The following is a 24779-nucleotide window of genomic DNA, read 5'->3' as shown; positions in this document are numbered from 1 at the left end:
GAACTGCTCTCACGCTCAATCACATCGATTGCCTCCTCATCACACTTAGGGCAGATAGGTGGATTCGGACGATTATCTTTGATCAACTCAACTCTGGTATCACAGTTATCACATGTTCTCTTTTTTTGTCGGGCTTCTTTCACAACCTTACTATCGATTTGCCGTGTTTTTGTCCCTCGACATTCGGGACATCCAATAACGTACCGTGCATCGGATTCCACGGATTCACTCATCCCATATACCTGCGTGTCGGGGGTTCGATACACTGTAACCTCTTGAATAACCATGTTATCGCCACGTTCGACTTTACAACACTCAGTCGTCTGATTAAGTAACTCAGCATCAATCATAGTTTTCAGCACATCATGCACTGTGCGATCACCAGCATCGGCACGATTGATAATGTCATGTTTTGTAAAATTGTCATTTTCGAGTGCTGTAACCCACACACGGTCCCTCTGGGTATTCTTTGCCATGTGATCATGTACGTGATGTATACATTTCAGTACCATGCAGATAACTGCATGGCGTCGGTTCTGTACGTCGCCTCCGGATGAGATAGCTGCGAGGAATTAGGACTCGGCCGGGTAGATGTATTGTAATGTAACACTACAGTCCACACACATAGCCTGAGTTAGTCGTGTGAGTACAGCGAAGACACTCATCAGTGATCAGTATCAGTTCCGAAGCCGGAGATGGAATGGAATAGAATGAAAATATAACACAAAGCACCTGCCATCTCTGCAGATGGTAGCAGACGCCTCCTGTAGGAGAAAAGGCGGAGATGTCCGTCACCGAATCTGCCAAATCATGACACTAATGCCAACTGGTATTACCGTTGGCGTAGGCGGATACGACACGACACGACACGGACCAAATCAAATGGATAAGACACACTTGATCTGTGCTCTCCCCCAGAGTGTTCTCACACGAAGAGACAATAGTCATCGTCACCGTCACCGACAGACTGAGACGGATCGTGACTGCGTGAAAACGAAATGACATCGGAACTTCCAATTCCAACCTAACTTATCCTCTAATAAACATATGGGAACTTTTTTCGGGAGTGTAGCGTCCGTACCAGTGGCTGCGTGCGCCAATAATTGTCGATGTATCAGATAACCCCGAGCGCGAGCACAGGATTCGCGTCTGAGAAGTTAGTGACCGGTAAGTTCTACACGTGGATCATCGGTTGGCAAAGAATAACTCCGCAATTAAGAGATGTGACAGTGTCGTCGTTGGACTGACCACGAGATACCCTACATCTCAGTTTCAGTTCAGAGTGTCATCGCGTTTAATTATAGAGTCAAGACAGTTCCGTACAGCTTCACCTTGCAGATCGGATTGCATGTGTCACACTCACCATACGATATGATCCGTTCCCCCACCGTGTGATTACAACCGTTCATGAACTGTTTCACACGGTGCAGTGAGCACGTTCAACAACAATAGCTCACCCACGTCTGGCTTCCGTGCGCCACTCGGCTTCACACTCATCTGAGCAAAAGACGTTCTGGTTCTTCTCAAGTTGGTGCTGCGGACGGCGTATATCCGTGCCACAGTTCCCACACTCGGTTGGTTCTCCCTCGAGAGTCGTATCATGCGAACGGGAAGCGTGAATCCTTATTTCGCGTGTGGTATCACATTCATCTCCACAGATAGGACATGACGGCATGGTATGGTATAGATATATCATCACACAAAATACACCCGGCTTTCGTTTACCTGGATGAGCTCGCGCGCGGCGCATATTGGCTGTATCCCCCATGATAGAATCCATGAGTAGTCCTGCACAGTCGAATGTTAGCAGTAGTCCCGTCACGTCTCGCGATCGAGTGTGGAGTGGTGTGGTAACTGAAGTGCAAATAGAATTCACAGTGGCAGATATTCAGAGTCGATTGAGACGGGATGGCTATGAAGGAGAACCCAATGAGGGGCGATCAAACGTATGCTGAAAAGTATGGATGAACTGAGTGTCATTCATCATAAACACGGGTCTCCATATTACAACAGACAAACAGACTTTGAGAATCTGTGGAGAGATCCACTGTCAGTGCACACACTCCTCTTGGTAGTTGTGAGGCTATTGGAGATTTTCATCGAGTACCCTCCTTCTCCAGGCGTGATCACGCCCCCTTACTCCCGATGAGATTATCTTAATTTTGGAGTTCGCAAAGTCGAGTCTCAGAGAACCGGTTACCTATAAGTGGATACTCGATATTGTCTCTCAACTTTGGAGTTTGTATCATGAATCATTTCTCGAAGGTTCATCCAGATTGTTGGCAGGAATTCCAGTCGAATAACGATAGAGTGGTTTATGAATTGAATTTCTGAGACGTCTGACGCGTCCCCTCATTTTATTTCGTTGTTTCCGAATCAACAATAATCGTCGTATCAAACGGCGAAGGACAGTGTTGGAAGCACTGTCTCAAACTACAAGAATTATATCAGTGAGCACTAAATGTACGTCAGACACGCGATAGGTAGAATAGGTGAGATGGGTGAATAAGCAGGTATGACGACGTGCGAAGCTGAATTATACGTACAGAAACGGTTGAGCGTACACGACATCAGCGCTGACAAAATCACAGCAATCACTTATTACGGTCAGACAGTTGCTGCCGGGTCGCTATCTTCTCGATGTCATCGCGAAGGGCGTCTAATTCGTCTTCAAGTTCTGCCTGTCGGTCAAGTAAGTGGGTGACGTCTACGTCTGGCATGACCACGCCAGACTGACCGACCTCAATCGTCTGAAGATGGCTAGCGACTCGGACTGTGTCCGCATCGGTGTTGTCGGCGAGATGATCTTGGAGGTGTGTCGCGGCGCTGGGAGGACCGTGGACAAGTGAGATACCCAGCGGTCCGGCTTCACGTGCGAACTCGAGTAGATCGTTTGCGGCAGCGTGACCCGACATCCCACCGACTTCACGCACCCATGCGGTCGGCACACGTATCTCCTGCTGTTGAAATCCGAACGCATCTGTTTCAGAGTCGTAATCCTCACCCGCCGGCAGTGCCGTGATCTGGATGTCAGCGTGCTCTTCAGACGACTCAAGGATTTCCCTGCCGGGCGTCCCTGCGGCTTGATACCCAATGAATAGAACTCGTGCTTCCTCGTAGTGGCGGGCAAGGTCACGCAAGTAGTACGGCGACCATCCTCCAGTGAGCATCCCTGACGGCGCCACAATGATTGGTGCGTTGTCCCCATCAAGCAGTTGTTCGCGTTGGTCCATCGTCGTGGGCGTCCGCGCACACTCTGGAGTGAACGGCTCAGTGTCACTTGAGTTCACTCGGTAGTTAATAAGTGACTCGCCCATGAACTCATCTTGACAAAACACCTCATAGACAGACATTGAATCCGTGATCATCCCATCATAGACGATTGAGGGGTCACCATCGACAGCTGCCCGCAGGTCCTCTTCTCGTTCACGAAAGAGCTGAAGAATCTCCTGTGCCCGACCGACGGCAAACGTCGGAATCAGGACGGGAATACCTGCCGCTTGGGCTTGCTTAGCCTGGTTATATACCTCAGTCCGCCCGTCGCTGAATGAGCGGTGTTGCATCGTGTCGCCGTATGTGGACTCAAGTATGAGCTCGTCGGCCTCAGGAGGGTCGTCAATATCGCCGAGATGAGCACTCCGGCCGCCTACGTCACCTGAAAACACGACACGTCGGTCGTCGAACTCGAGTGTAAGCCACGCGCTACCCAAGAGGTGTGCAGTGTCGCCGAATTCGTAGGTGACGTTGAGATGCTGACCACGATCGTACCCAACGCTGGTGACCCGCTCAAGAATGCGCTCAACATCATCGCTTGTAAACTGTTGAGGTCGACCGAGTTCTTTCATTTCTTGTTTATGAATCTGGAATGAGTCATGAAGGAGGATACTCGCGAGCGCGTTTGTCGGTCGTGTCATGAGAATCGATGCGTTGTCGGCGAACAGGCCACGCTGTTCGGCGACCGGCAGCCCGCCGATATGGTCGATATGAGCATGTGTAATGAACGCGGCGTCGATCTGACCAGGAGTCACCCCGCGAAAGGTTGGGAATTCGGCCGTGTCGGATTGCTTGAGTCCGCAATCAATGAAATAGTCCCTGTCGGCAGTTTGGACATGATAACACGATCGCCCCACTTCTTCGGCTCCGCCACGCGGCGTTATCTCAAAGTTACTCATGAGAGTCGATTTGAGCCCCACTCACGTATTTCAATCGTATGATTGCTTCGAGAGAGACGACAGACGACAGACGACAGACGACAGACGACAGACGACAGATGACAGACGAGACAGGTTAGCCAATAGTGCTGGTCTGACAGACTGGGAGGGTGATTATAGGAAATATGCACCCTGTAATCAGCGATAACTGACAGATCAGGCAAGGTCCGAACAACTGGGGAATTAAGTTATTATCCACGATGAGGCTCAAAGCCGGCGAGATTAACGGAACCGGATTCGTGCTGCATCATATGGTGAGCACAGAGAAACCGAGATCGGTCAAGCGTTTCCTCGGGAGCAAGAGAAGAAGTGCTTGATCACGCCGGGAGAAGGAGGGTACTCGATGAAAATCTACAATAGCCTCACAACTACCAACAGGACTGAGTATACATACAGCAATTGATAATTTGTCATATGTTGAGAGTCACTCTTTTGATACTCTGTCTGATAGGAGTGGCACTGAATCGCATGACAGTACGATTCTTCTAAAAAAGACTATTCGGTATTACTGAGTGCTGTGAAATCTGTTTGTTTTTTGTAATATCGAGACTCAGTCTCTTGACTAATAATCTCTAGTTCAGCCATTCCCTCCAGAACGTCCTCAATAACCCCCTCGGTCGGCGGTTCATCATATTTATCTTGATCGAGTTTGCGTTTCATATCTGAGGCTGTGAATTCCACCTCGGGCGCATTTACCACATTGCGCCAGACTCTATCGCGAGGAGTAACAGGATCATCCATTCTTCTTGATTTTTGGGATACAGACAAATATACCACAGGAGTACGATGGCATGTAGAATACATTATACAGTTCAGAAAATTCAGAGACAACGCGAGGTGAACTCCTTCGGAAACATTTCTCACATGTTATGTGTTGCACAGGGATTATTTTCCGTGCCAATAGATCGGTGACCAGGAGACGCGCCTGTGTCCGGTCATGTGTAATTATCGCACTGGTACAATTTTTACACATTCTAAGTGTCTAGTGGTAACTCAAGACCCTACACTCGGATATGGAACTCCCCTGAATATGCACTCCCGATGTCGCCACTGTCACCGAGTGATATATGCTGGAATCCATAATAACATACATCCAGTAGGTCTGGTGAACCGGACCTCCCGAAGTTAATCCATTCACGATTGACATCCTCCTCCGCGTGCACGCGGAGGAATCCCACGGCACCACACCGCTGCGCTGCGCTGGAGTGGGATCTGAGCTGAGGGTTTGCAGTCCACCACTTCACTTGGTCCTGCGGTTGCGGTTGGAATCCGCAGGACAACTCATGAAGGGAGACTCCGGGCTGTGCCAACCAGCCGAGCCGAGCCGAGCCGAGCCGAGCCCAGCCGAGCCGAGCCGAGCCGAGCCCAGCCGAGCCGAGCCGAGCCGAGCCGAGCCGGGACTCCTATCCCCACCCACACTGGGTGCAGACTCGGAGTTACTTTTGATCAGGCCGAGACGACTGTTCTCCGCCTCCGCCCCGCCCCGCTCCATTCACGTCAGCGTTGAACGCCGCATCACACTCCTCACACACGTAGAGACCGCGTTCAACACGTCACGTCACGCTGACTGTCGTCTTCGTCTTCCCTACCACAGACACAGCACGTCATGTCTTGCTTGTGTCGCGCTCTGGCACTTCCACGACTCTGATGCCCTCGACCTTTGCCTTGTATTCGAGGATGTTCGAGAACCTGTTGAACGCCCACGCCCACGCCCACGCCCACCCGTGCAAGTCAAGATTCCCGTGCCGACCCAGCCCAGACCCCAGTTCTTCGACTCGCCGTTGTCGTTGTCGTTGTCGTCCTCGCGGACACCAGCGAGTTTCCCAACGTTGATACGACCAACTTCCTGCTCGACACACCGTTCGACGATGTGTTTGGCTAAACAGTGGACAAAGTGGGTGCGGCGTTCCGACCACTTCGCGTGGAGACGAGTGACCCGTTCGCCATCCGAATCGTCACAGTTGGCGATTTCTGTCGGGAAGTAATAGCCGTCCCGTCTTGTTTGAGGCGGTTTCCGGGGTACAACTTGGCTTGTTCGGTACTGTATGCGACGGCGGCGAAGTTACAGATACCGAACCAAGGTCAACGCCTGCTGTCTCGTTCCCGGGTGTAGTGGGAGTGGGTGTCTCGATTTCCATTTCGTCTGTGCAGACGAGATGCAGTTCCCAGCGTCCTTTCGCTTTGTCGTAGACAGTCCTGAGTTGTTGCAGATTCTCAACCGAAACACCGGGGCGAGTTTCGTATTCGACAACGACAAGGATGTACTCCCACGCTTTGGGATGTTCTTGTTCTCTTGTGATTCGCGCCCTTGGACAGGCGGACACGGTTGTTCTTGGTATCGTGACGGATGCCATTCTGCTTCCACGTCACCGGACCGTACTGCGCGGATGTTCCTCGTGATCGTGAACACGATTGCCGTGGTCGTCGGAGTAGTTTTGCTTGCGGTAGCCGGGCGGATTCGCTCGACTGTGACTGTCAGAGTTTCTCTTGCCGTCCCACGACACGAGTTCGAGTTGAAGGCTTCGGCGAGTTCCTCTAGAACGCGCTGACTGGACTGCGAATGCAATCCGTTGTACTTGACGTGACCTTACCTTTCAACTCGTCTTTGAGGTCGCCGTGGTCAGGAATCTCACCTGTCTCCTCCCACAGTTGGCGGGAGTGGTGGTTAGCGACGTTCCAGTGTAGAGTTTGCTGGCGTCCCACCCGTGCAAGTCGAGCATTTCCTCTAGTTGTCCGTGGTTGAGGATTGTCGCTCGATGAGTGCGGTGGGTTTCCAGCATTCTAACCGTCTGTATGATCACTTACACTCGCGTCTGTTGTAACTGTTCGGTTTGAGGACAGTGGAATATCCGGGCTATCCATCGAACAGTGGGTTGTGGAGGAGTGGTGTCGGATTCATTCTATCCTGTCCTGCGCGTACAGACGCAGGTATTCTCCTCGAATTTCTATAAACGGTCCATGGCGAGAGTCAGAACCGAGAACGGCATCCACTGAATGATTGATTAATTGCACATTGCCACGCTCAAAGAGAACGAACATATCAGTAGTACGCTCCCCTTTGCTCTGCTTTCCGGGCGAGATTGATTGTATACTCCCAGGAACCGAGCGTGGGCTTCCTGAATAAACCACGTTTGAGCCGCTACATCTTCGATCTTAACCGTTGGTTCGGGCAGTTGTCCCGCAATATCAGTTAATTACTGAACCGATTCTTGGAGTGTCACTCCACGCTCTCGGTTCTCATCAATCACATACGCGTTCCCGTTCGCCTTATTATATCCAAGTAACACCGCTGTCGTATAGTCAGAGTCCGTAGCCTGTGTCTGTGCCTTGCTTGGACTCTACGCCAGGTCAACCTCGATGTGGGATCTGACCTGTCGGTCCTGAACTTCCCTCTTGTGCAGAAAACTGAGCCGATCCTGATTCAGGAGATTACCGCCACTCGATGCAAACCCGCCATGTAGTGCCTGACCTTCTCGCGAGGTATTGCCATTGTCGCTTGAACCGTTCCTTCTCGCTCGTATCGAGATATGGATTGTTAACTATACTTGTCTTCACGATCTTGATGTTCAGTCCTAATGCGTCTCCGTTGGCATCCTGGTCACGTTCGATAATGTCGAAATCGGGGTTCTTGCCGTTTCCAGTGAGAGTCCATAGCTGTGTCTGAGGACCACCAACGCCACGCAGTCTCGGACCGAGTATTTCGAGGAGAACGTGTAAATCATCGCCGTGATGACCGACTTCATCCGCCCATACGCCACCCTAACCATCCCCGACCTGACGTATCGGTTCCAACGGTCCGAAGAACCCAGTTTAATTATACTGTCATTAGTAAACGTGAGTTTGTGATCTTGTCGGGTGTAATCAGCAATAGTAGGACTTGATTCCGGTCCATTATACGAACTCGTTACACTCCCCGTTTGTTCTCCTGGCAATTGTTCAAATAATACTCTGAAAGCGGCATCTCTCGCTTTTTGAAAATCAATCCCGAGTGCCAAGAACCGTAAACTGTCATATTCCAGTGTTTGTTTGACTAACCACCAAATCCCGAGGGGAGTCTCTCCAGATCCGCATCTCAAAAAAGCGAAAATATCTGCCTCTTCTTTGATTGTTGCATCAATCGCTCGGTGCTGCGCTTCCCAGGTGTCATACACTAATGCCGACTGATCAGGGTCTCATTCCATGCCATTGGGTCAGACTCTCGCCATTCCACTGCTGGTGCTAGCGTGTCACTGATCGCCGTTTGATCAACTAAATCCTCGAATTGATTCGTTATCTCGTGCTCGGTGTAGTTACTCATTAATTCAATCTCTGCTACAAGTCTAGTTCGTGTTCTTCCTGGAGAACTTCCAGTGTGCGCCACATTTCTTGTAGGTGTTTGTCTCTCACCACTGCGCGTTTAGCTCTGATCGCTTGCTCGATCCGCTTCATATATTGGATGCGAACTTTCTGCTGTTTTATTACGGATACGACCCTCGCCCAGGAATTTGTATAATCTTTCCTCAATTATCTCATCGAGTATATTTATTATGTCTTGATACTCGTCTTTCGTGTCAGGTGCGCCAGTTATGTTATCCTCTGACATATTCATAGTGTGTGATTATTGATGTCTGAGAGATTGAAGGGCGAGGGACATCTTCGATTAACCTCACTGTTAGCCGATAACGGTCAGGTGGAAGGCGCGGTTATGTTCCAACTAAGCCCTCGTTATGTGTATATTAGAGTCTCATCCTGCTTAATGGCTGAGCAATAAAACATAATCGCGAACGATGCGTCATACTCATCTGTGACCCCCCAATTGACAGTAACGCGATTAATACGAATCTCAAGACCCGTGTGGCTGGAATGAGTGTTCTTATCTGTTGCGAGAGTCACGAACAGCCCACTCGCCCCACAGTCAGGTGAGCGATTCTTCGCTATTTGGAGCTTTCTATCTCAATATGGACCCGAAATAGTCCTCATAATTTTGCTTGGTGGTGCCATAGCGATGTTACTTAGTCATCTTAGAGTTGAATCAGTCGATTGCTCAATTCCTCACGATTCTATAGATTTGACGTGAGATATTATAATCACCTGACCTGCTGATCAGCGCGTTGCACGGGCGCAGCTGAATCTGAATAAACAACTCTCAATAGCAGTATATAATCTATGTAAGTCGTGTATCACCACTCTACCCACAGAGCACATGTGTAACAGTCCTAAATTCGCTCCGAGATGACTATCATGATCAATAACAAAGGGTGTTAATTACGTGTGTTGAGAAATTGAAAAAATAGTGTTCGTACCCTGGAAAAACAAATATCACGAGATTTTATATGGTAGTACAATAGAATATGTGACTGCTAGGGGCATGGAGATCAAGTGATGATCCCGGTTCTCAGAATTAACCGAGGCTGACTCATCCAGAGAACATACTTGGCTAATTCGGAGGTATGCCCCTAGCAACCACGCTAAAGTAGCGGTTTCATACATTAAGTAATTTGGTACACCTGTCGGATTTTCTATAGTAATTGACAAACTCCTGCCGTGAATCGCTCTTGAGATGGTGATACCAATAACCGATGATTTCTGTTGTTTTTTAAATTGGGTGATCGTGGTCGATACTCGGCGAAGGTGAATTACCAGTGAAGTATGAGACTACGCTGATAGCTGGAAGGAGAACTCAGTGAGGAGATAATCAAACGCGTGCTGAAAAGTATGGATGAACTGAATATCATTCATGATAAAGGTGGATCTCTATCTTACAATAAACAAACTAACTTTGAGAATTTATAGAGAAAATCTACAGTAGCCCCACTCTCACTGTGGCGTGAGTTTGGGTGTTAATTCTACCACGGCAGTATTATAGTATAGTATAGAACACGGCCGCCAGGACGGCTTCGGGTCGACGATCTGTTTGCTCCTATCCTGTGACATGAGATGTCACCCACGGAGGAATACGTCAATCTCCCGTGTGACTGCTTGATCGCGCTTGATCAGGTCAGAGTACAGGCTCGCGAGTTCGCTGGCGTCGAGACTCTGCCGCGCGCCTGTGGTTGTTCCAGCTGGTGTAACGCTCGTTCCAATACTGACATACGTGACCTGCACCTGATCAAGTGCGGCATCAAGCGAGGTTGCAAGCCCACGTGCGGCTGGTGCGACAGCACCCCATTCGATTTGCTTGGAGACGGCTCCCTCAGCGTAGGTCGTCCCACTGAACACAACTGTCCCGTCTGTGTCACGAAGGTCCGGAAGCGCGGCTTGGACGCAAGCCAGTGACCCAGCGACCCGGACATCAAAGATCGACCGGAGGCGTTCAACACTCGCGTCGTTGATCGGTCGACCGCCACCACCAGTTGCATTGAGTATGACTGCTCCGATCTGACCAAGTTCATCTTGAATCCGCTCAGTGCCCGCTTTGACGGCTTCTGTATCGGTCACGTCTGTTGGTACTGCAATCGCCCCCTTACCGAGATCCGCTGCGAGCTCTTGGATGACCGAAGCACGTCGAGCGAACAGACCGACATTGTAGCCCTCGCTGTGTAGCTGTCGTGCCGTCGCCTCGCCGATTGTTTCTCCGACGCCCGCAATAACTACCGCATCGCCCATATCTGTGGCAAGGCAAGCGGGGACAAAAACCAATCTCGAAAAAGCATACAACACACACGATCGATCTTAGCGAACTCGCTAAGGGAATCCCCGGTGGTCAAGGATTGCATTCACAACGTTGCGACCGCCTGGGATCACCACATGAGTCCCCGATGTCGCGAGGGCTGTCGACAAAGTCAAAACCACCTAAGAGCATAAGTTCATACTCTCTATTTCCCTCCCGGCAACAGCGAGTTGGAACTCATATATCATCAGTCGGATTCTTATGGTATGGCTCGCAGGCAACAGACACAGACACAGACGCCGCAGACGGACAATCACTCATCAGTCGCGCCCTCGGCGTCGGGACTCGCCGGCAAACGTACCTAAACTTACTGTATCTGCTTGCAAGGTTCCCACTCGGGATCGCATACTTTACAATATTCATCACTGGATTCAGTCTTGGAGTCAGTCTCATTCCAGTAATGGTCGGAATCCTAATACTCGCTGGTGTGGTTGGACTGGCTGGCTACGTCGGGCTCATTGAGGTTGAGCTCCTCAACAAACTCTACGGGCAGGATGTGTCTTATAGCGTTGCCGATCCTCGGGAATTATCAATCACACCGTATCTGAAAGCTATTGTGACCATCCCGCGCAACTACCTGCTAGTCCTGTTCGCGTTTGTGTCATTTGTGATTGGTCTCCACGTATTCGTTGCCATCATTGTGGGGTTCACGCTGGCACTGACACTTGCCGTTGCCCCTCTTGTTTACTTTACTGGGTACCTGGCATCGAATACGAGCTGACACAGGCGAGTGGGACGGTCGATGTCGGATCAGTAGATATTAATCTTGGGTCACTTACCAGTGTCAGTGTTAATACACTTCCGGAGGCAGTGGTTGCTTCGGGACTGGGTATCATCTGTTGTCTTGTTGGTTTGCACGGCGTCAATCTGACTGCATGGGTATTCAGAACGCTGACAGAGCGACTCCTCAGACTTGGGGGTTACACCGGAGCGGAATAATATGTCTACACAGTGAGGTTGGTTACTGACAGAGCGGAGGCAGAAGCGGGAGCGGGGGGTGACGTTTGTTCATCATTTATTTTTACTGTACCGCCTATCGTAGTTACCACAGTACCTGCACAAACATTGAGAGTGATTTGTGCAGAGACAGTCGGATCGAACTATTAGAGACTGAATCTCAGCATGACCCAGGACATCTACTTCACCTCAATGTCGATGTTAATGACAACGGAACCAGGTCCCCGGTGATTTCTCAGACTCCAGACGCCAGACGTGAATCTTGGATTCACGCCCTTGACGATTCATCACATTCAGCAACGACTACTATCATCCCAAGAAGCAGTAATCCGAACCCAGCGACACAAGCCAAGAGTGATATCTGCGCGAGAAGTGTGCCGGTCCATGCGACAACACCACCAACAACCCCTGAACGCTTTCGTTGACTTGCCGAGGTGTCGTCGCCACGAAACAGAGCAAAGTACGCTTGCCAGTGTACTATTACCATCGAACTGACAGCCGCATAGAGTGGAAAAAGTAAAATCGTCAACAAGTGATCTGTCGTTGCGAATTTGGCGACAGAGACTGTCACAATGAGTCCAATAAATATTGACACGAAATACCGAAGGGTAGGACGCATATGCCACACTGTGATGCCAGGAGATACTTATACCGGCTGGGCTCGTTTCAGGATATCTTACCGAAGCAGATATTCTGCTCTTCCCTACCCCTGCCCTGCTGTCTCTGCACAACTAGCGGCAATAATTTGTATAACTGAAAGACTGAGTCGATTGTTTCAATTGTGCTTTTCGAGAGAACGTAAATAATGAAATGGACGAACTGTGATCAGAGCTCCAGTTATCATCAGGTAGACACCGAGTATCACCATCCTACCGGTGAATATCGCGTTCGCAACAAACACCGTCGGGGGGATTTCAATCATGACCACATATTGGATAACTAAAATTCACATTCATACCATACGTTATAGTCTGATTTTGAGTTTGAGTTTGAGTTTGTGCTTATCAAAAAATATAAATCCTGACAAAGTATCAAATAATTATGGTATCGAAAAAGATAGAAATAGCGATTCACGAACACACAAACAAATATCTTCATTATATTCTTGAAATTTCGAATCACTCTGAGGGACAATGGTTCGCAGAACAGCTCGAACTAGCGTATGATGCTAAACAAGACCGCATCAACACCAATCTATTTGCAGGATCAATTCAAATGTTCTTGGAATACGGTTTTTCAGTAGTTGGAGCATTTGATACTCAAAACCGTCGTATCGTCGAGGATGTTAGAAACGAACCTCGCCATCGAATATAGTATACTTACCCAATTCGAAAAACACTCCCCAACTGTAGGGGAGTCTCTAATTGATCTCAACAAATTTCCATTGAAACTGTTCTGGAAATATCACATTCTCACGACATCTTCAATACAGACCAATTGGAGTCCTAGCAATTCTGTTGAAACATTTATTCGATAGCCTGAATGTTTAAATTCTTCAGGTTGATTTTCATTATCAAATGCCTTGCATAGGATCTCGGCACGAGGCATTCCATCCTCTCGTTCTTCGCCATCAAATGGAACACGGGCTGCTTCAGTTGCTGTCCTTGTCGCCCACCATTGGCCTGAAGTTCTGTCTAAGTAGACATAGACATGATCACCAGCTGAAATTGGTCGATTAGTCATATCACAAATACGCCCGGTGAACTGTATATCTCCATCAGTAAATAAGAATAAAGAGTTGAGTTCTTCTTTATACATTTTTTCCGCTGAGCCATCCATATAATATCATTTTACAGTAGATAGTATATATTTTGTTACGATTTGAAAATATCTATACTGCAGTGTTGTGAGTTCGATTAGTCTATTCGATACTTTTAGATACCTACTATATTGTTAGCCTCGGTTTCTGCAGGTTTAATTACATCCAACCGTGTGAGAGAGCGTTCTGGCTCGACAACGATTTCTTGTGTTACACCATTTATTCAATAGCATTGTCTCTGTAGCACTCACTGTACAATACAATATAAGCGAAATGCATAAACAAACCTACTGCATTAACGCAGATTAAACAATAAACAATATCAGCATATCTTTGACATCCACCCACGACTGAACTCGTGGGATTCCTCTCGTGGGAGTCTCAATCGGTCTGAGCTTCCCCGAGAGCGACATTCCCACTCGCTGTGGGACTCTATTCTGGGTTGTGTATTCCTCGTTTGCCGTTGTCTCCACTGCGATGGAGGGCGGGCTCTGATGTTCCCGCCAACTGTGTTTGGTCCACTTGAGGTACACGGCACGGGTCGTGCCATCGACCCAACCGTGGTGTTCTGCTGTCTCAAGAACGATTCGGACGCCACCAACTCAGCGTGTCCTTCAAACCCGCACGGACACGTCAACGAATCCCTGTGACGAACAGTCCCTTCGCGCTTGCCACATCCAGGGCACTCCTGACTCGTCCACGCCTCGGATTCTTCCTCGAGCATGATACCGTATTCTTCGCACACGTCCTTGAGGCGGTTGATGAACCGGCGGTACGCCCAGAAGTTGTGCGTTTTCTCGGTCACACGAGGCGACCACGACCAGTGCGTGCCGAGAACACCCTTGGTGTCGCCAACGTACAGCGTTGAAACGCCTTCATCGTGCAAGCATTCAACGAGGGCACGCACAAGACTGTCTTGGGCGTGGTTGCGCTGATTCGTGCGTTTCGTTTTCGATACAAGCGGTCGATGCGCTTGCTGGACTCACGCTGGTCTTCGAGAAGGGACTGATAGTGCGCGATTTGTTCCGTGATTTCACGGAACTGCTCGAACAGGTCGCGTCCGTCGTATATGAATTGAGAACCGATCGATACTGTGCAGGCGACGAGGTTGTTCGCACCCACGTCCAGAGCGGCTTCTTCTGAAGCCAGTGGTGAATCCAGTCGAGAATCATCGATAGTGACTGGTTGGAAAGCCCTGAACGTGTCTACGAGTTCGTCGTACACAATCTCAAGCCCGTTGTGTTTGCCGCTCCACTTCGGGTCGCCTGCAATTTCAACACGAAGACGCTGATTCCGATTCACCCCGAGTTCGTCTGTGAGTTCGGAGCCAATCGGCACTTCGAGCCGGGAGCGGTTCCCATATCCGATGGTGTACTGATCGCTGCGAACGTAGGTACGCAGCACCCGTCCCCCTCCCCTTCCTCGTTGCCCCAGAGGCGACGGTCTCGCATCAACTTTTCCGGCGTGGTACTTTTCATTGAGGTCGAAGAACGATCGCCACGCTTCACTGTTTTTCCGAATGACTTGCTGGGCAACACTACTCTACTCTACTGCTGAGGACGGCTTTGTATTTGCCTTCGAGACAGCCGGTGTCAGCATCCCAGACGCTTTCATCGTCTGCGAGGAAGGCTTGGCGGCGAGCGTAGTTCGTCTCATCCCAGAGACTCGCAGAAGCATCCACCCATCAACGAACACCTCACGCTCTGTGATAGAGCGAAGGCGAACATCGAAGTGGTTGGTTCGCTTCATCGCGACAGTCTAAGAAATGTTCGTGCCGAACGGTATGGATTAACGTGGGAGACTCGGAGTGGCTATCGCTCGTGGTTCGTGTCGTGTGTTGTCGGATTCATCCCACGAGTAAAGTCGTGGGCTTTCTCCTTGGTTCTGTGTAATTTTCGGCGTGAAATTGTACTAATGTATCTATTCACATCTGTGTTTCACAATAACATATAATCTCCCCTAATTTAGCAATAGCGAGCCGGTGAGTATAAGAAATTATGCACTAAAGCCAGTCCCGGAGAGTTCGTGTTCTGGCTTTCGTAAACAACTCTGTTTAGTTTATGATTTGCAATGACTGTAAATAGGACTCATATGTTCTAAGATAAGACTGTATTGACTCATCGTATTGTGTCCATTCTGCAGAGTATCGTGACTTATGCAACGTTTCAACTACGAGATGATACGCTTCAACTTTTTGTGAGATAATTTCAACTGAACTCATTATTCGTGGCTCAAGTAATTTAGAGTTTTTTCAGCATTCGTATCACTGTGTTAAATTCAACTCGTGAGGAATTATCGCTTTGTATTCGATTCATCTTTATGCAATATTTTGTGTCGTATCAATCGTGAGGATATTATTTGTTTCAACTTTAATACGCTCAGATGGATACGACCGCTTTCGCATTCGCTTGATTTCAAGGAATGTTTCAATGTTTCGACTTTTAACCTCCTGTATTAAATTAAATATCCCGTCACACATTCCAATTGCCTCTTGAATATGCTCTGACGACGCTGCCGGTGCAATATTAGTGAAATTTAGATACGCAATAGCGTTTTTATCATGAACTGTTGTGTACACGTTTCTGAGAGTCTGAAGAAACATATCAGGATTCTCCTCAAGTAAATAATATGACCCGACTGTATCAAGAATATAATTGTGACCTTCTTCAATTCGACCAACATGTTTAAGAATAATATTTTTTGCCGTCTCTCGGGATCCAAACACGTCCTTGATGTGAATTCCATCTGTAATAGCTCCCATTGATTCAATATCTTGTGTAATCAGTCGACTGGGTCTTACCGTGCTGACGTACTCAGTCGGTCGATCAGTATGAACAAGATGATAATTAAACAACTCATACTGTATACGTGGGTCAGAAATAATTCCAACCACACTACCGTAAGGTATTCCTTGTAAATAATCAAGATCTAGTCCGTCGATACCTGTTGAATACGTATTTGGTAATAATTGACTATAATCAGGATTGGTGAATGTCTTGAGTGTCATAATTATCTAAATATATGCGCTAATTGGGATTAGAACCATTGCCACTACGATTGCAAGAGCGACAGCTTGCTTGATCAAATCATTATTCATACAGCTGTATTTGCTTTTTATAATATAAACTTATTGATAATACTAATAAAAATGCGATATGACTCAAGCGATCTGTAGATTATCTTTTATTGATCGTCATCTGATTCAGTATCATCTGACTGTGTGTTTTTAGAGCGTAAGCTAGTGCGTTGTGCTGCGTAGTGTCCTGATTTAAATCGATCAACAGTCTTAGTATTCTCATTGCTATTTTCATCATTATCCTTGTCTACATCATCCGACTGCTTATTGACGTCTAACTCAGATTCAAATTCAGGCATATGCTCAGCCTCAGTTTCAGCTGTCTCCTCTACATTTACTGTTGAGCCTGCTGATTCATTTTCCAGATTTACTCGCTGCGTTTGATCGATATCAGTTGATTTACTTTGTTCAGTGCCTGATGCATCTGGTTTTGACTCCGTAATCTCATACGAATCGAGGTCTCCGTTTTTATCTTTTTCACGGGCACTTCCACCAGTATATGCATTATCCATCCCATCTTCATTGTATCCCGTGTGAAAATTACTGTTGTCTTTGGCAGGATTATACTCAGAATCCGTTGGTTTTGGATTACTGCATACTTTCTCTGAATCAGCAACAACGTCAGCCGTTAACTTTTGTGTTGAACTGTCTACTTTTGAGGCAGTATGCTTTATCGGATCAAACGGGTCATGATCTTCAAGCAATGGTTCTGTATTTTCAGTCTTGTCATCTGACTCATATCCATTAAATATCTGTGGTCCAGCGTCGATAGTATCACTTGGGATAACAACTATCGTCCACTCATCCTGCGATGGATACTCTCCATTCGAGAACACATGACTGGGGATTACTGGTCCGGGAATAACATCATATTCTTTTTTGAGTTTCTCTTTTGTATCATATGTTACTATTATGTTGTTTTTATTATCGTAAACAACGTATTCTGATTGGTTTTGAATATACTCAAAATGAAATGGAACTTTAGACGGTGATGGATCTTTAAGATCATCAATATCATCGAATACGGCGAGTGGAGGTCCATCATCAGGATCTTCAAGAATGACGTCATGCCCTTCCTCTTTCCAAATTGTTTGTGCAGTTCGTCCAGTATCTGATTCTCTGCGTTTTCGAAGGGCTTTGCTACCATTATTGAGTGTGAGTTCACTGCCTGTTGATTTATTATAAAATCGTCGATTACGGTGTTGTTTGTTATTAACAAATTTCGGTTCTTCAAGAATCGTATAGATACTTTTAGCGTAGTAATAGAAGTCGTCTTTTTCTATTCCATCTTTAACAAGAAATACACAGTGTCTATTCTTGTTCACTGCCTTTGCAAGGTTTTTGATCGTTTGCTTTGGTTTTGTCGTTGTCGTTGACTCAGCTTCGATTGAGATGTGGTTATCTTTAAACAAATCATAGAGCCGAGGATGATTCGTCTCAAGTGCATTGGTTAATTGCTCTACTTCAGTTATCGAACTTGCTTCTTCAGCGGGATTTATTTGAGGTTTTGCAATTCCATCTGGCTGCTCTTCTCCGTCCTGTGCTGGAAGTTGAACGTCATATCCTAGCTTAATGAATGCATCATATCCGCGTGAGAGTAACCGACGATGTCCTCTCTTCCCTCCAGTCTGCGATGCACCAGTATCTTGAATAAATGTCTGTGTTTCTCCTTCAGGGGTTAATCGGTAGTAGAAACGAGAATTACTGGTTTCTAACTCGTTGATGAGTGATCGTGGGACCATTTCCATGAGATTATCGAATAACACACCACTTGAAATATCAGTCGCGTATTTTTCAAGTTCAGATCTGATATTCTCAGGTGATACCCACCCTGTTTTCTGTTTGATCGTTTCTGTGCCGTATCGAACACCTGCAGTATGGATGCTTTCTAATATCTGATGAACTGGAACGGAAATGTCGTCTGTCACACTAATTGTATCACCCTCTGCGTCATCATCGAGTGCAAACCCATCATCTTCAGCATCTTCATCGAGTTTCTCGACTCCGTATTTTTCAAGTGACCGTTCGATAACTTTCTCTGACTCAGCTCGAGTTCTTCGTGGAGGATATGGTGGAAATGTATTAATCAGTAATCCTTCAGTCGACTTAGTCCCGACATTCAACTTTGCAAGTAGTTCGTATCTATTGAGCGATTGGAGTTCTGACGGATGAAGATCATACCGACTCGCAAGCGGAGAAACAGCAACCGGATTCGCCCCAGGATTAAATGTACACAAGTTATCAACGTTCGTTAGAATCTCTTCCATGATATCATCTGGAAGTTGCGTTGGAGCCTGTGTTGCTATTGTGAGACTTAATCGAAATGACCTCCCTTTACTGAGCATGTTTTTGATGTTCATCGCTCCCTTTGAGAGCTGATTAAACTCGTCCATAATTACGAAATATGGCTTCCGCTCTGACTTTGGAATACTTTGACGAGCTTTCACAGTTGACCAAATACGACGAACAATTGATGTTGTAATAAGCGATTGAATGTCCTCAGACGGAATATTTGCAAGTCTGACCAACAGGATTTTATTTGCCTCAACAACTTCGGTAATATCAATCTTTGAATTACGATGAGAGACAATTTCTCGAGTATTCCGATTGTCGAGCCAATCCCGAAATCGCTTTATCAATGGGTCAAACTCTTTTTCATTATAAAATTCTGTGAGCCGATCAAGAAACATCGATTCAGTATCATCACCAAACTCTTCAGCGAATTGTTCTCGCTGCTCATCATCAGTGATGATCCGATACATGTCTCCGATTGTAAACGTCTCCTCAGACCGAATCAGCTGACGTGAAATCGCTTTTGCAACCGCATCCATCGTTGCTCCCCACGTTGGATCCGAGGCTTTGAGAAGCGATACAAAGTCCTCAGTTATCTCTGTAACTTCATTTTCATGCTGTGCAGTTCCATGTTCATGATTTGTATCAAAATAATTGAATCCAACAATCTTGTCATCTGGTGATCCCGGTTCAACCCAGATAACATCGTCTAGCCGATCTTCAGGGAGCATATCAAGTAATGTATAGATATCATTCTCCTTCGGATCAATAAAGCAAAATCCATGTCCTTTCAATGCCCATTGCACCATGAGATTTTGAATAACTGTTGTTTTACCATATCCAGTAATCCCGAAAAAGGCAAGATGGCGAAATAGTGACTCATGCTCGACTCCGGCTTCTTGAACTCCTTTCACATTGTCACGAGTATAACCCATCCAAGAGTTCTCTTCTTCTCTAAACTGATGAGCCTCAAACATCTCTCGTACCCACTGACCGGCATATGACTCTGGCTTTCCACGATAGTCTGTTGCATCAGCCATCATTACTTCATTTCCGCCGATTTTGACATTATGTCCAGTCGCTGTAAATGCATATGGCCAGTACTTTTGTTCTAATTCGGCTTTTCTTGCAATTGAAGCAGCTGAATCAGCTATTTCAGTTTCTGCACCTGTCTCCGTCTCTGTTTCTGAATTTTCATCACTCTGTGCCTCGATTTCTTCAGTAAAAATATCTTTTAATCCCATAATCAGTTATCTTTGCCAGTATGACTATTATTGTCACCTCCAAGTGGATTTTCAACGATTGAGTCCTCTTCAGTGATGCCAAACTTTTCTTTTATGTTGTCTCCGTCCCTCGCCCACGTTTTCAGCTGTCGCTGACGTTCTTCGACAGATACAGGATCATGAGACTTTGCTGTTGGCGGAAGAACTCCTGTAATCGATACATCCGTCCATGAGATACTATTACTTGAGACCTCGTCTGCAGTAGGGAGATGCGTAATTCCAGCTAGTTCATTAATACTCATGATCATGTATCTTGTTGGATCAGTGTCTCTGATATGATTAAGTCCGTCTAAGAACCCCGAGGGAGGCGTCATATTCAGACTTTCTCTTTTAGCTATCCTTCGAACAAGTTCTTTTGTTTCATCTAGAGTCGAGGCAGGATCAGTTACTAACGTTTGACCTCCCATCTCGACATACCCGTTTTGAAATAAAGTGTCAATTTCAACAGCATGTGTTGTTGCATCATTCGGTGAATCAGCAATCACTACAAATCGGATGTTGACATGAAATGCCTGCTGATCGACCTGTTTCATGATCGTCTTTGCGTATTTCTTTTCCTCTGGTGTTCGTTCGGATGTATTCTGGATAAGACCACCATACTTAGACTCTGTGATTGGTTCAAGAAATTTCTGTGCGTAATCTTGTATCTCAGTATCAGCCTCTCGAGCCCAATTCTTGATTGCTGGCTTCAATAATACCTGTACCAAAGTTCGTGTTGAATCACGAGTATCAATTCCATTGAAAATCATTTGATACGGATCATTCCATGTATTAATACCGTGCTTTTTCTGTCGAATCGGTTCAAAATAGTGATTTTGTAACCATACGTTTCCACCTGTGATATAATCTCCAGCAGTAACTGAGGGAAATCTACTCCTCTGACGTTCAATCCGACATAATGGAAAGAATCCATCAATATGCCTCCTCTGTAACCGAGATAAATCACTATTTGGAGAATAAAACATAAACTTCAGTTCTTCCTCATCGTACCAAATTTCTGTTCCAATTACTGATTTTGATTCTGATTCACTCTCTGGACTATAACTCTGTATTCTATTATTTTGTGAATCGTACAACGCTCGATATAATGAAATACTTGCGTCTATTCCTTCATTCTTTTTAGGTGGATTAATCTTGATGAGCTGTGATTTACTGGGTGTATATATTGTCTTTCCACTAAGTGCTTCAGCGAATTGCTCGTTAATCTTGATTGGATGAAACTCAGACATGTATTTACTCTATATGTATAATCTATCTTATGTGATTATGTCATCATATATAAATATTCCTGGGATATCTATAATTCGTGTGAAACTGTCATAAGGGGATTATATATTCTCGATTCACTCTATACCTCTATTTACTTCAGGAGTGTATCGATCCACGTTATTAGTCGTAAGGATACCCTCTAATTAATGAAAACATGATGACTCTGCACTATTCTCTAGAACTCTCGGCGTTTTCGGTGTTTTCATCTTCAGTCTCTTCAGAATTCACTGAATCTCCAATAAATTCGGCTTCATCGGCCTCAAACTGATCCTCGTAATTAATTATATTCTCTTCAAGATCACTTGCAATGACTCTAATCGGGACATATCCCATCGATCCGACCCCAAGAAGAGCTTCAGAGTATCCTAACTCTTGTGACCCTGCCTGTGCTGTCTGGATGAAATTAATTTCACTTTGGTTAAGATCTAATGTGTCTGCGATATCTGGAGGGATATCTGACTCTGTTCGCTGAAATAGTTTTAATGAACATAGCTGTGCAATAGACTGTGCTTTGTGATGACTAAAGAACTCTTCAATAGTTTGTGTAATGAAATTAATCGAGAGGTCAAGATGGCGAGAGTGGCGGACTGCAGTAGTGAGAAAGTCAAGAGTTTCCGCATCTTTCATCAGGTAATGAGCTTCGTCAATAATGAACATCACCTTCTTGTCTGTTTCTTTCGCAATTTGGTATACTTCAGAGAACAACAGCGTCATCATCAATCCAATTTCTCCGGATCCTTCCTTTTGAGTTAAATCGAAGTAAGTAACGTTGTTATCTCGAATGTCTAGTTCTGACTCTCCAGCAAGATTCTCAAACTGCCCACCCTCTTTGAACTGCGTGAACCCAGTTATCAAACGTGCTGCCTGTGTTTCAATTCGGTCTCTGAGCCTATCAGAGTCGGCATCGACAAATTCACTCGGTTCTTCAGCCATGAGTTCTACGATCCTGATGACATTCTTAATTGTTGGAGAGGGATTATCATGTGTAGATATATCTCGAGTAATTCCGTTTTCAAAGTATGCTGCTTCAACTGCGGTTTCAAGAACACCTCGTGAATCATCTAATGAGACCCCTCGTTGAGAGAAATACATTTCAAAAAATTCAATCACAGTTGCCTTTTTCATAGCATATGGATCGATATCAGACGCTCGCTTCATTACTCGTTCTGGTGTTGGTCGGATCTCCATCGGATTTAGTCCAAGCTTTCCACCAACAGTGACCCGTTCTCCCTTGAGTGCAGTTACAATATTGTCAAATCCTCCAACAGGATCTAGTATGAATAATAACACATCATCTCGTGACGCGTAACTGCGCAACATATTCAATTTTATAGAAAAGGATTTGCCACTTCCAATTTTTCCGATTGTGAGTTGGTTATATCCATTTTCTCGCGTCCATCGATCGACGATCACGGGTGAATTGTTTCCCGCATGAACACCAAAATCTACACCAGTATCTTCAATAATCCGTTTTGAAGAATACGGGAGCATTGTCCCAATTGCACCACCCATCATCTCTGTTTTATATCCAACTGTGTCTGCTCCAATTGGAGAAACAGCTTGCATTCCTTCTAATTGTCTGTGTACTAGTGGTGCTGGTTGAAGTAATGCTGGAGCAGACCGCATTGCCTTCAAAAGCACATCTGTTGCTTCATTTAGTTCTTCCTTTGATTCACCACGGATTGTGATGTACATCCCAACGTCGAATAATTCTGTATTCGTTTGCTCTAACGCTTGATAAATCTCTGCTGTTTGCTCATACTCTTTTTGTTTCCGTCGATTCGTTAGCACACCTCCTTCACGAGTATTCAATCGAGCTCTTGCTTGCTCAACTTCTTTGCCAAGTGATCTCATAAGCTCACCTGATTGATATGGACTCACGTGAATCGAGATATCATTCTCAACTGGGACCGATTTCAAAATCTTATCAAGAAATAGTGTATTTGGAGCATCTGGCCATCCATTAATAAAGAACGTTTTCACATGATGATTTCCAACCTTTGCTTGCGATACTTCTTCATAAATCCCAGATGGTGAAATAATATCCTTATGAAAACGTCCGATATTCGGAATCCCATTGCGTTGAGACCCTGATGTTGCTTTATTCTGCTCAGTGCTGTCTTCGGTTTGATCGGTATTATTCTCAGTCGAGGATTGAATAAATGGTAGTTTCATAATTACTTACTTTGTGACAATTGGTTTTTCGCGAATGAGATTCTCTCCTTCGAGTTTTGGGATGTCAACGCCCTCCCAATATTCTTTCAAAAGGATTCCTGCTTTATCCGCTGATATAATCTCTGTTGCCATTGATTCTCCAGAACCCATGCCTGAATTTATTTCATTTAAGCGCCGATTCAACTCCTGTAGTTGTCGTTCTTTCATCTCATACCCTGTTAATCGGCTTATCGTGTGCGTTCCACGGAGTCCAACAAATGCATCAGAGAGAAGCTCACCACATTTTGTTTCGGTAATAAAATTAAATACACTGTCAGAGTCAACGCCCATTTGTTCGTTCAATACATCTGATTTATCAACAGCCACTATGACATAACATTCTCGAATATATGAGTCGTAAGACAATCCATAGAACCAGGATCGTCGATCATCAAGGTATTCAAGCAATAATGCATTATCTTCATCAACAGCCGAATCAGCTCGATTTTCGTATAACTGGATTTGACCCGATGGGTCAAACTTCCTCATTGGAAGATAAAATTGGATTTCATATTGTATCTGTGTATTAAAGAAATTAGCTAACGTTCCAGAAGCTTGTTCCCAACGTGATTTTAATGCTGTATCAAGATTGATCCCCCCGAGTTCAACCATTCCAACGACAGCTCCATCTGTTCGTTCAATCGCATTTGCTTCGGGGTAGATTTGTTCAATTAATGTAGTATTTCTTGTATCAGGACTATTCGTAATTGGTTTGCTTCCTGTACTGTATCCACCGTCTGTTTGAAGCGCTTTGTGAGTTGTCCGTGGACGTTTTCTATACTCTATGTAATTACGCAGCCATTCTGATAACGAGATATAGTTTGGTTTTCCAAGAAGAAACACGAGACCAACTAATGCGACAATAAATCCAACAACGAAGCCCATCCACTGATAATCTGCCGGGAAAACTTGATTTGAAATAATAAACGCAGACATTGCAGGTCCAAAAGCGACAAACCCGTCAGTGACTTCAACAGTCCCAACTAGCGGGGCATTATCTAATAGTGTATCTGTTGTTCCTAATGACTCGGGTATTCGTCTATCAACTGACATTTATATAGTATATTTT

General features: G+C 45.9%; 14 protein-coding genes and 3 pseudogenes. 2 read left to right on the top strand and 15 right to left on the bottom strand.

Annotated elements, in window-relative coordinates; translation table 11 throughout:
- The 7 genes and pseudogenes from J07HQW2_RS01785 to J07HQW2_RS01755 form a co-directional block, all read right to left on the bottom strand.
- Window positions 1-476, bottom strand: a pseudogene (locus tag J07HQW2_RS01785) (hypothetical protein); the annotation flags it as partial.
- Between the two features lie 2118 nt (window positions 477-2594).
- The gene (locus J07HQW2_RS01775) at window positions 2595-4172 is read right to left on the bottom strand and encodes an MBL fold metallo-hydrolase (RefSeq protein ID WP_021053503.1); all 1578 of its coding nucleotides are present in this window, start codon (window positions 4170-4172) and stop codon (window positions 2595-2597) included.
- A gap of 534 nt (window positions 4173-4706) precedes the next feature.
- On the bottom strand, window positions 4707-4892 hold the full coding sequence (locus J07HQW2_RS01770) for a hypothetical protein (protein WP_303703886.1): 186 nt from the start codon (window positions 4890-4892) through the stop codon (window positions 4707-4709).
- Window positions 4893-5432: 540 nt separating this feature from the next.
- Window positions 5433-6991, bottom strand: a pseudogene (locus tag J07HQW2_RS17100) (RNA-guided endonuclease InsQ/TnpB family protein); the annotation flags it as partial.
- Between the two features lie 1370 nt (window positions 6992-8361).
- Entirely contained in the window at window positions 8362-8508 is a 147-nt protein-coding gene (locus J07HQW2_RS17095) for a hypothetical protein (protein ID WP_021053498.1), read from the bottom strand.
- Between the two features lie 99 nt (window positions 8509-8607).
- Window positions 8608-8793 carry a hypothetical protein gene (locus J07HQW2_RS01760; protein WP_303703885.1) on the bottom strand — a complete coding sequence of 62 codons (186 nt, stop codon included), beginning with the start codon at window positions 8791-8793 and terminating at the stop codon, window positions 8608-8610.
- A gap of 1337 nt (window positions 8794-10130) precedes the next feature.
- Window positions 10131-10796, bottom strand: coding sequence for an SDR family oxidoreductase (locus J07HQW2_RS01755; protein ID WP_021053496.1), 666 nt, complete (start codon window positions 10794-10796; stop codon window positions 10131-10133).
- Window positions 10797-10948: 152 nt separating this feature from the next.
- Between J07HQW2_RS01755 and J07HQW2_RS17090 the strand changes: the two genes are divergently transcribed.
- On the top strand, window positions 10949-11581 hold the full coding sequence (locus J07HQW2_RS17090; RefSeq protein ID WP_021053495.1) for a sensor domain-containing protein: 633 nt from the start codon (window positions 10949-10951) through the stop codon (window positions 11579-11581).
- A gap of 504 nt (window positions 11582-12085) precedes the next feature.
- Here the strand turns inward: J07HQW2_RS17090 and J07HQW2_RS01745 are convergent.
- Entirely contained in the window at window positions 12086-12436 is a 351-nt protein-coding gene (locus J07HQW2_RS01745) for a DUF8153 family protein (protein WP_021053494.1), read from the bottom strand.
- Window positions 12437-12858: 422 nt separating this feature from the next.
- On the opposite strand from J07HQW2_RS01745, the gene J07HQW2_RS01740 reads away from it, so the two are divergent.
- Entirely contained in the window at window positions 12859-13131 is a 273-nt protein-coding gene (locus J07HQW2_RS01740) for a hypothetical protein (RefSeq protein WP_021053493.1), read from the top strand.
- Window positions 13132-13221: 90 nt separating this feature from the next.
- Here the strand turns inward: J07HQW2_RS01740 and J07HQW2_RS01735 are convergent, their stop codons facing one another.
- The 7 genes and pseudogenes from J07HQW2_RS01735 to J07HQW2_RS01705 all read right to left on the bottom strand — a co-directional run bounded on the left by J07HQW2_RS01735 (window position 13222) and on the right by J07HQW2_RS01705 (window position 24763).
- A complete protein-coding gene (locus J07HQW2_RS01735) occupies window positions 13222-13596 on the bottom strand; it encodes an SH3 domain-containing protein (protein WP_021053491.1) in 375 nt (124 codons plus the stop codon).
- 411 nt (window positions 13597-14007) lie between these two features.
- Window positions 14008-15325: pseudogene (locus J07HQW2_RS01730) on the bottom strand (RNA-guided endonuclease TnpB family protein); the annotation flags it as partial.
- 568 nt (window positions 15326-15893) lie between these two features.
- The gene (locus tag J07HQW2_RS01725) at window positions 15894-16583 is read right to left on the bottom strand and encodes an RAD55 family ATPase (RefSeq protein WP_021053486.1); all 690 of its coding nucleotides are present in this window, start codon (window positions 16581-16583) and stop codon (window positions 15894-15896) included.
- A 176-nt stretch (window positions 16584-16759) separates the two neighbouring features.
- Window positions 16760-20188, bottom strand: a complete 3429-nt coding sequence (locus J07HQW2_RS01720) for a type IV secretion system DNA-binding domain-containing protein (RefSeq protein ID WP_021053485.1) — start codon at window positions 20186-20188, stop codon at window positions 16760-16762.
- A gap of 2 nt (window positions 20189-20190) precedes the next feature.
- Window positions 20191-21456 carry a DUF8128 domain-containing protein gene (locus J07HQW2_RS01715; protein ID WP_021053484.1) on the bottom strand — a complete coding sequence of 422 codons (1266 nt, stop codon included), beginning with the start codon at window positions 21454-21456 and terminating at the stop codon, window positions 20191-20193.
- Window positions 21457-21664: 208 nt separating this feature from the next.
- Window positions 21665-23671 (bottom strand): VirB4 family type IV secretion system protein, encoded by a 2007-nt coding sequence (locus J07HQW2_RS01710; protein WP_021053483.1) that lies wholly within the window; start codon window positions 23669-23671, stop codon window positions 21665-21667.
- A gap of 6 nt (window positions 23672-23677) precedes the next feature.
- Window positions 23678-24763: a TraC-like domain-containing protein gene (locus J07HQW2_RS01705; RefSeq protein ID WP_021053482.1), complete on the bottom strand. Its 1086-nt coding sequence runs from the start codon at window positions 24761-24763 to the stop codon at window positions 23678-23680.
- Window positions 24764-24779 lie beyond the last annotated feature (16 nt).

The organism is Haloquadratum walsbyi J07HQW2 (genome assembly GCF_000415985.1).
GTDB lineage: Archaea > Halobacteriota > Halobacteria > Halobacteriales > Haloferacaceae > Haloquadratum > Haloquadratum walsbyi_B.
The sequence above is the reverse complement of the archived record's forward strand: the minus strand, read 5'-3'. Positions and strand labels throughout refer to the sequence as shown.

Coding starts and splice junctions, on each gene's coding strand:
- J07HQW2_RS01775 (WP_021053503.1), bottom strand. CDS start 4,172: ATGAGTAACTTTGAGATAACGCCGCGTGGCGGAGCCGAAGAAGTGGGG.
- J07HQW2_RS17095 (WP_021053498.1), bottom strand. CDS start 8,508: ATGAGTAACTACACCGAGCACGAGATAACGAATCAATTCGAGGATTTA.
- J07HQW2_RS01760 (WP_303703885.1), bottom strand. CDS start 8,793: ATGTCAGAGGATAACATAACTGGCGCACCTGACACGAAAGACGAGTAT.
- J07HQW2_RS01755 (WP_021053496.1), bottom strand. CDS start 10,796: ATGGGCGATGCGGTAGTTATTGCGGGCGTCGGAGAAACAATCGGCGAG.
- J07HQW2_RS17090 (WP_021053495.1), top strand. CDS start 10,949: ATGTCGCGAGGGCTGTCGACAAAGTCAAAACCACCTAAGAGCATAAGT.
- J07HQW2_RS01745 (WP_021053494.1), bottom strand. CDS start 12,436: ATGCGTCCTACCCTTCGGTATTTCGTGTCAATATTTATTGGACTCATT.
- J07HQW2_RS01740 (WP_021053493.1), top strand. CDS start 12,859: ATGGTATCGAAAAAGATAGAAATAGCGATTCACGAACACACAAACAAA.
- J07HQW2_RS01735 (WP_021053491.1), bottom strand. CDS start 13,596: ATGGATGGCTCAGCGGAAAAAATGTATAAAGAAGAACTCAACTCTTTA.
- J07HQW2_RS01725 (WP_021053486.1), bottom strand. CDS start 16,583: ATGACACTCAAGACATTCACCAATCCTGATTATAGTCAATTATTACCA.
- J07HQW2_RS01720 (WP_021053485.1), bottom strand. CDS start 20,188: ATGGGATTAAAAGATATTTTTACTGAAGAAATCGAGGCACAGAGTGAT.
- J07HQW2_RS01715 (WP_021053484.1), bottom strand. CDS start 21,456: ATGTCTGAGTTTCATCCAATCAAGATTAACGAGCAATTCGCTGAAGCA.
- J07HQW2_RS01710 (WP_021053483.1), bottom strand. CDS start 23,671: ATGAAACTACCATTTATTCAATCCTCGACTGAGAATAATACCGATCAA.
- J07HQW2_RS01705 (WP_021053482.1), bottom strand. CDS start 24,763: ATGTCAGTTGATAGACGAATACCCGAGTCATTAGGAACAACAGATACA.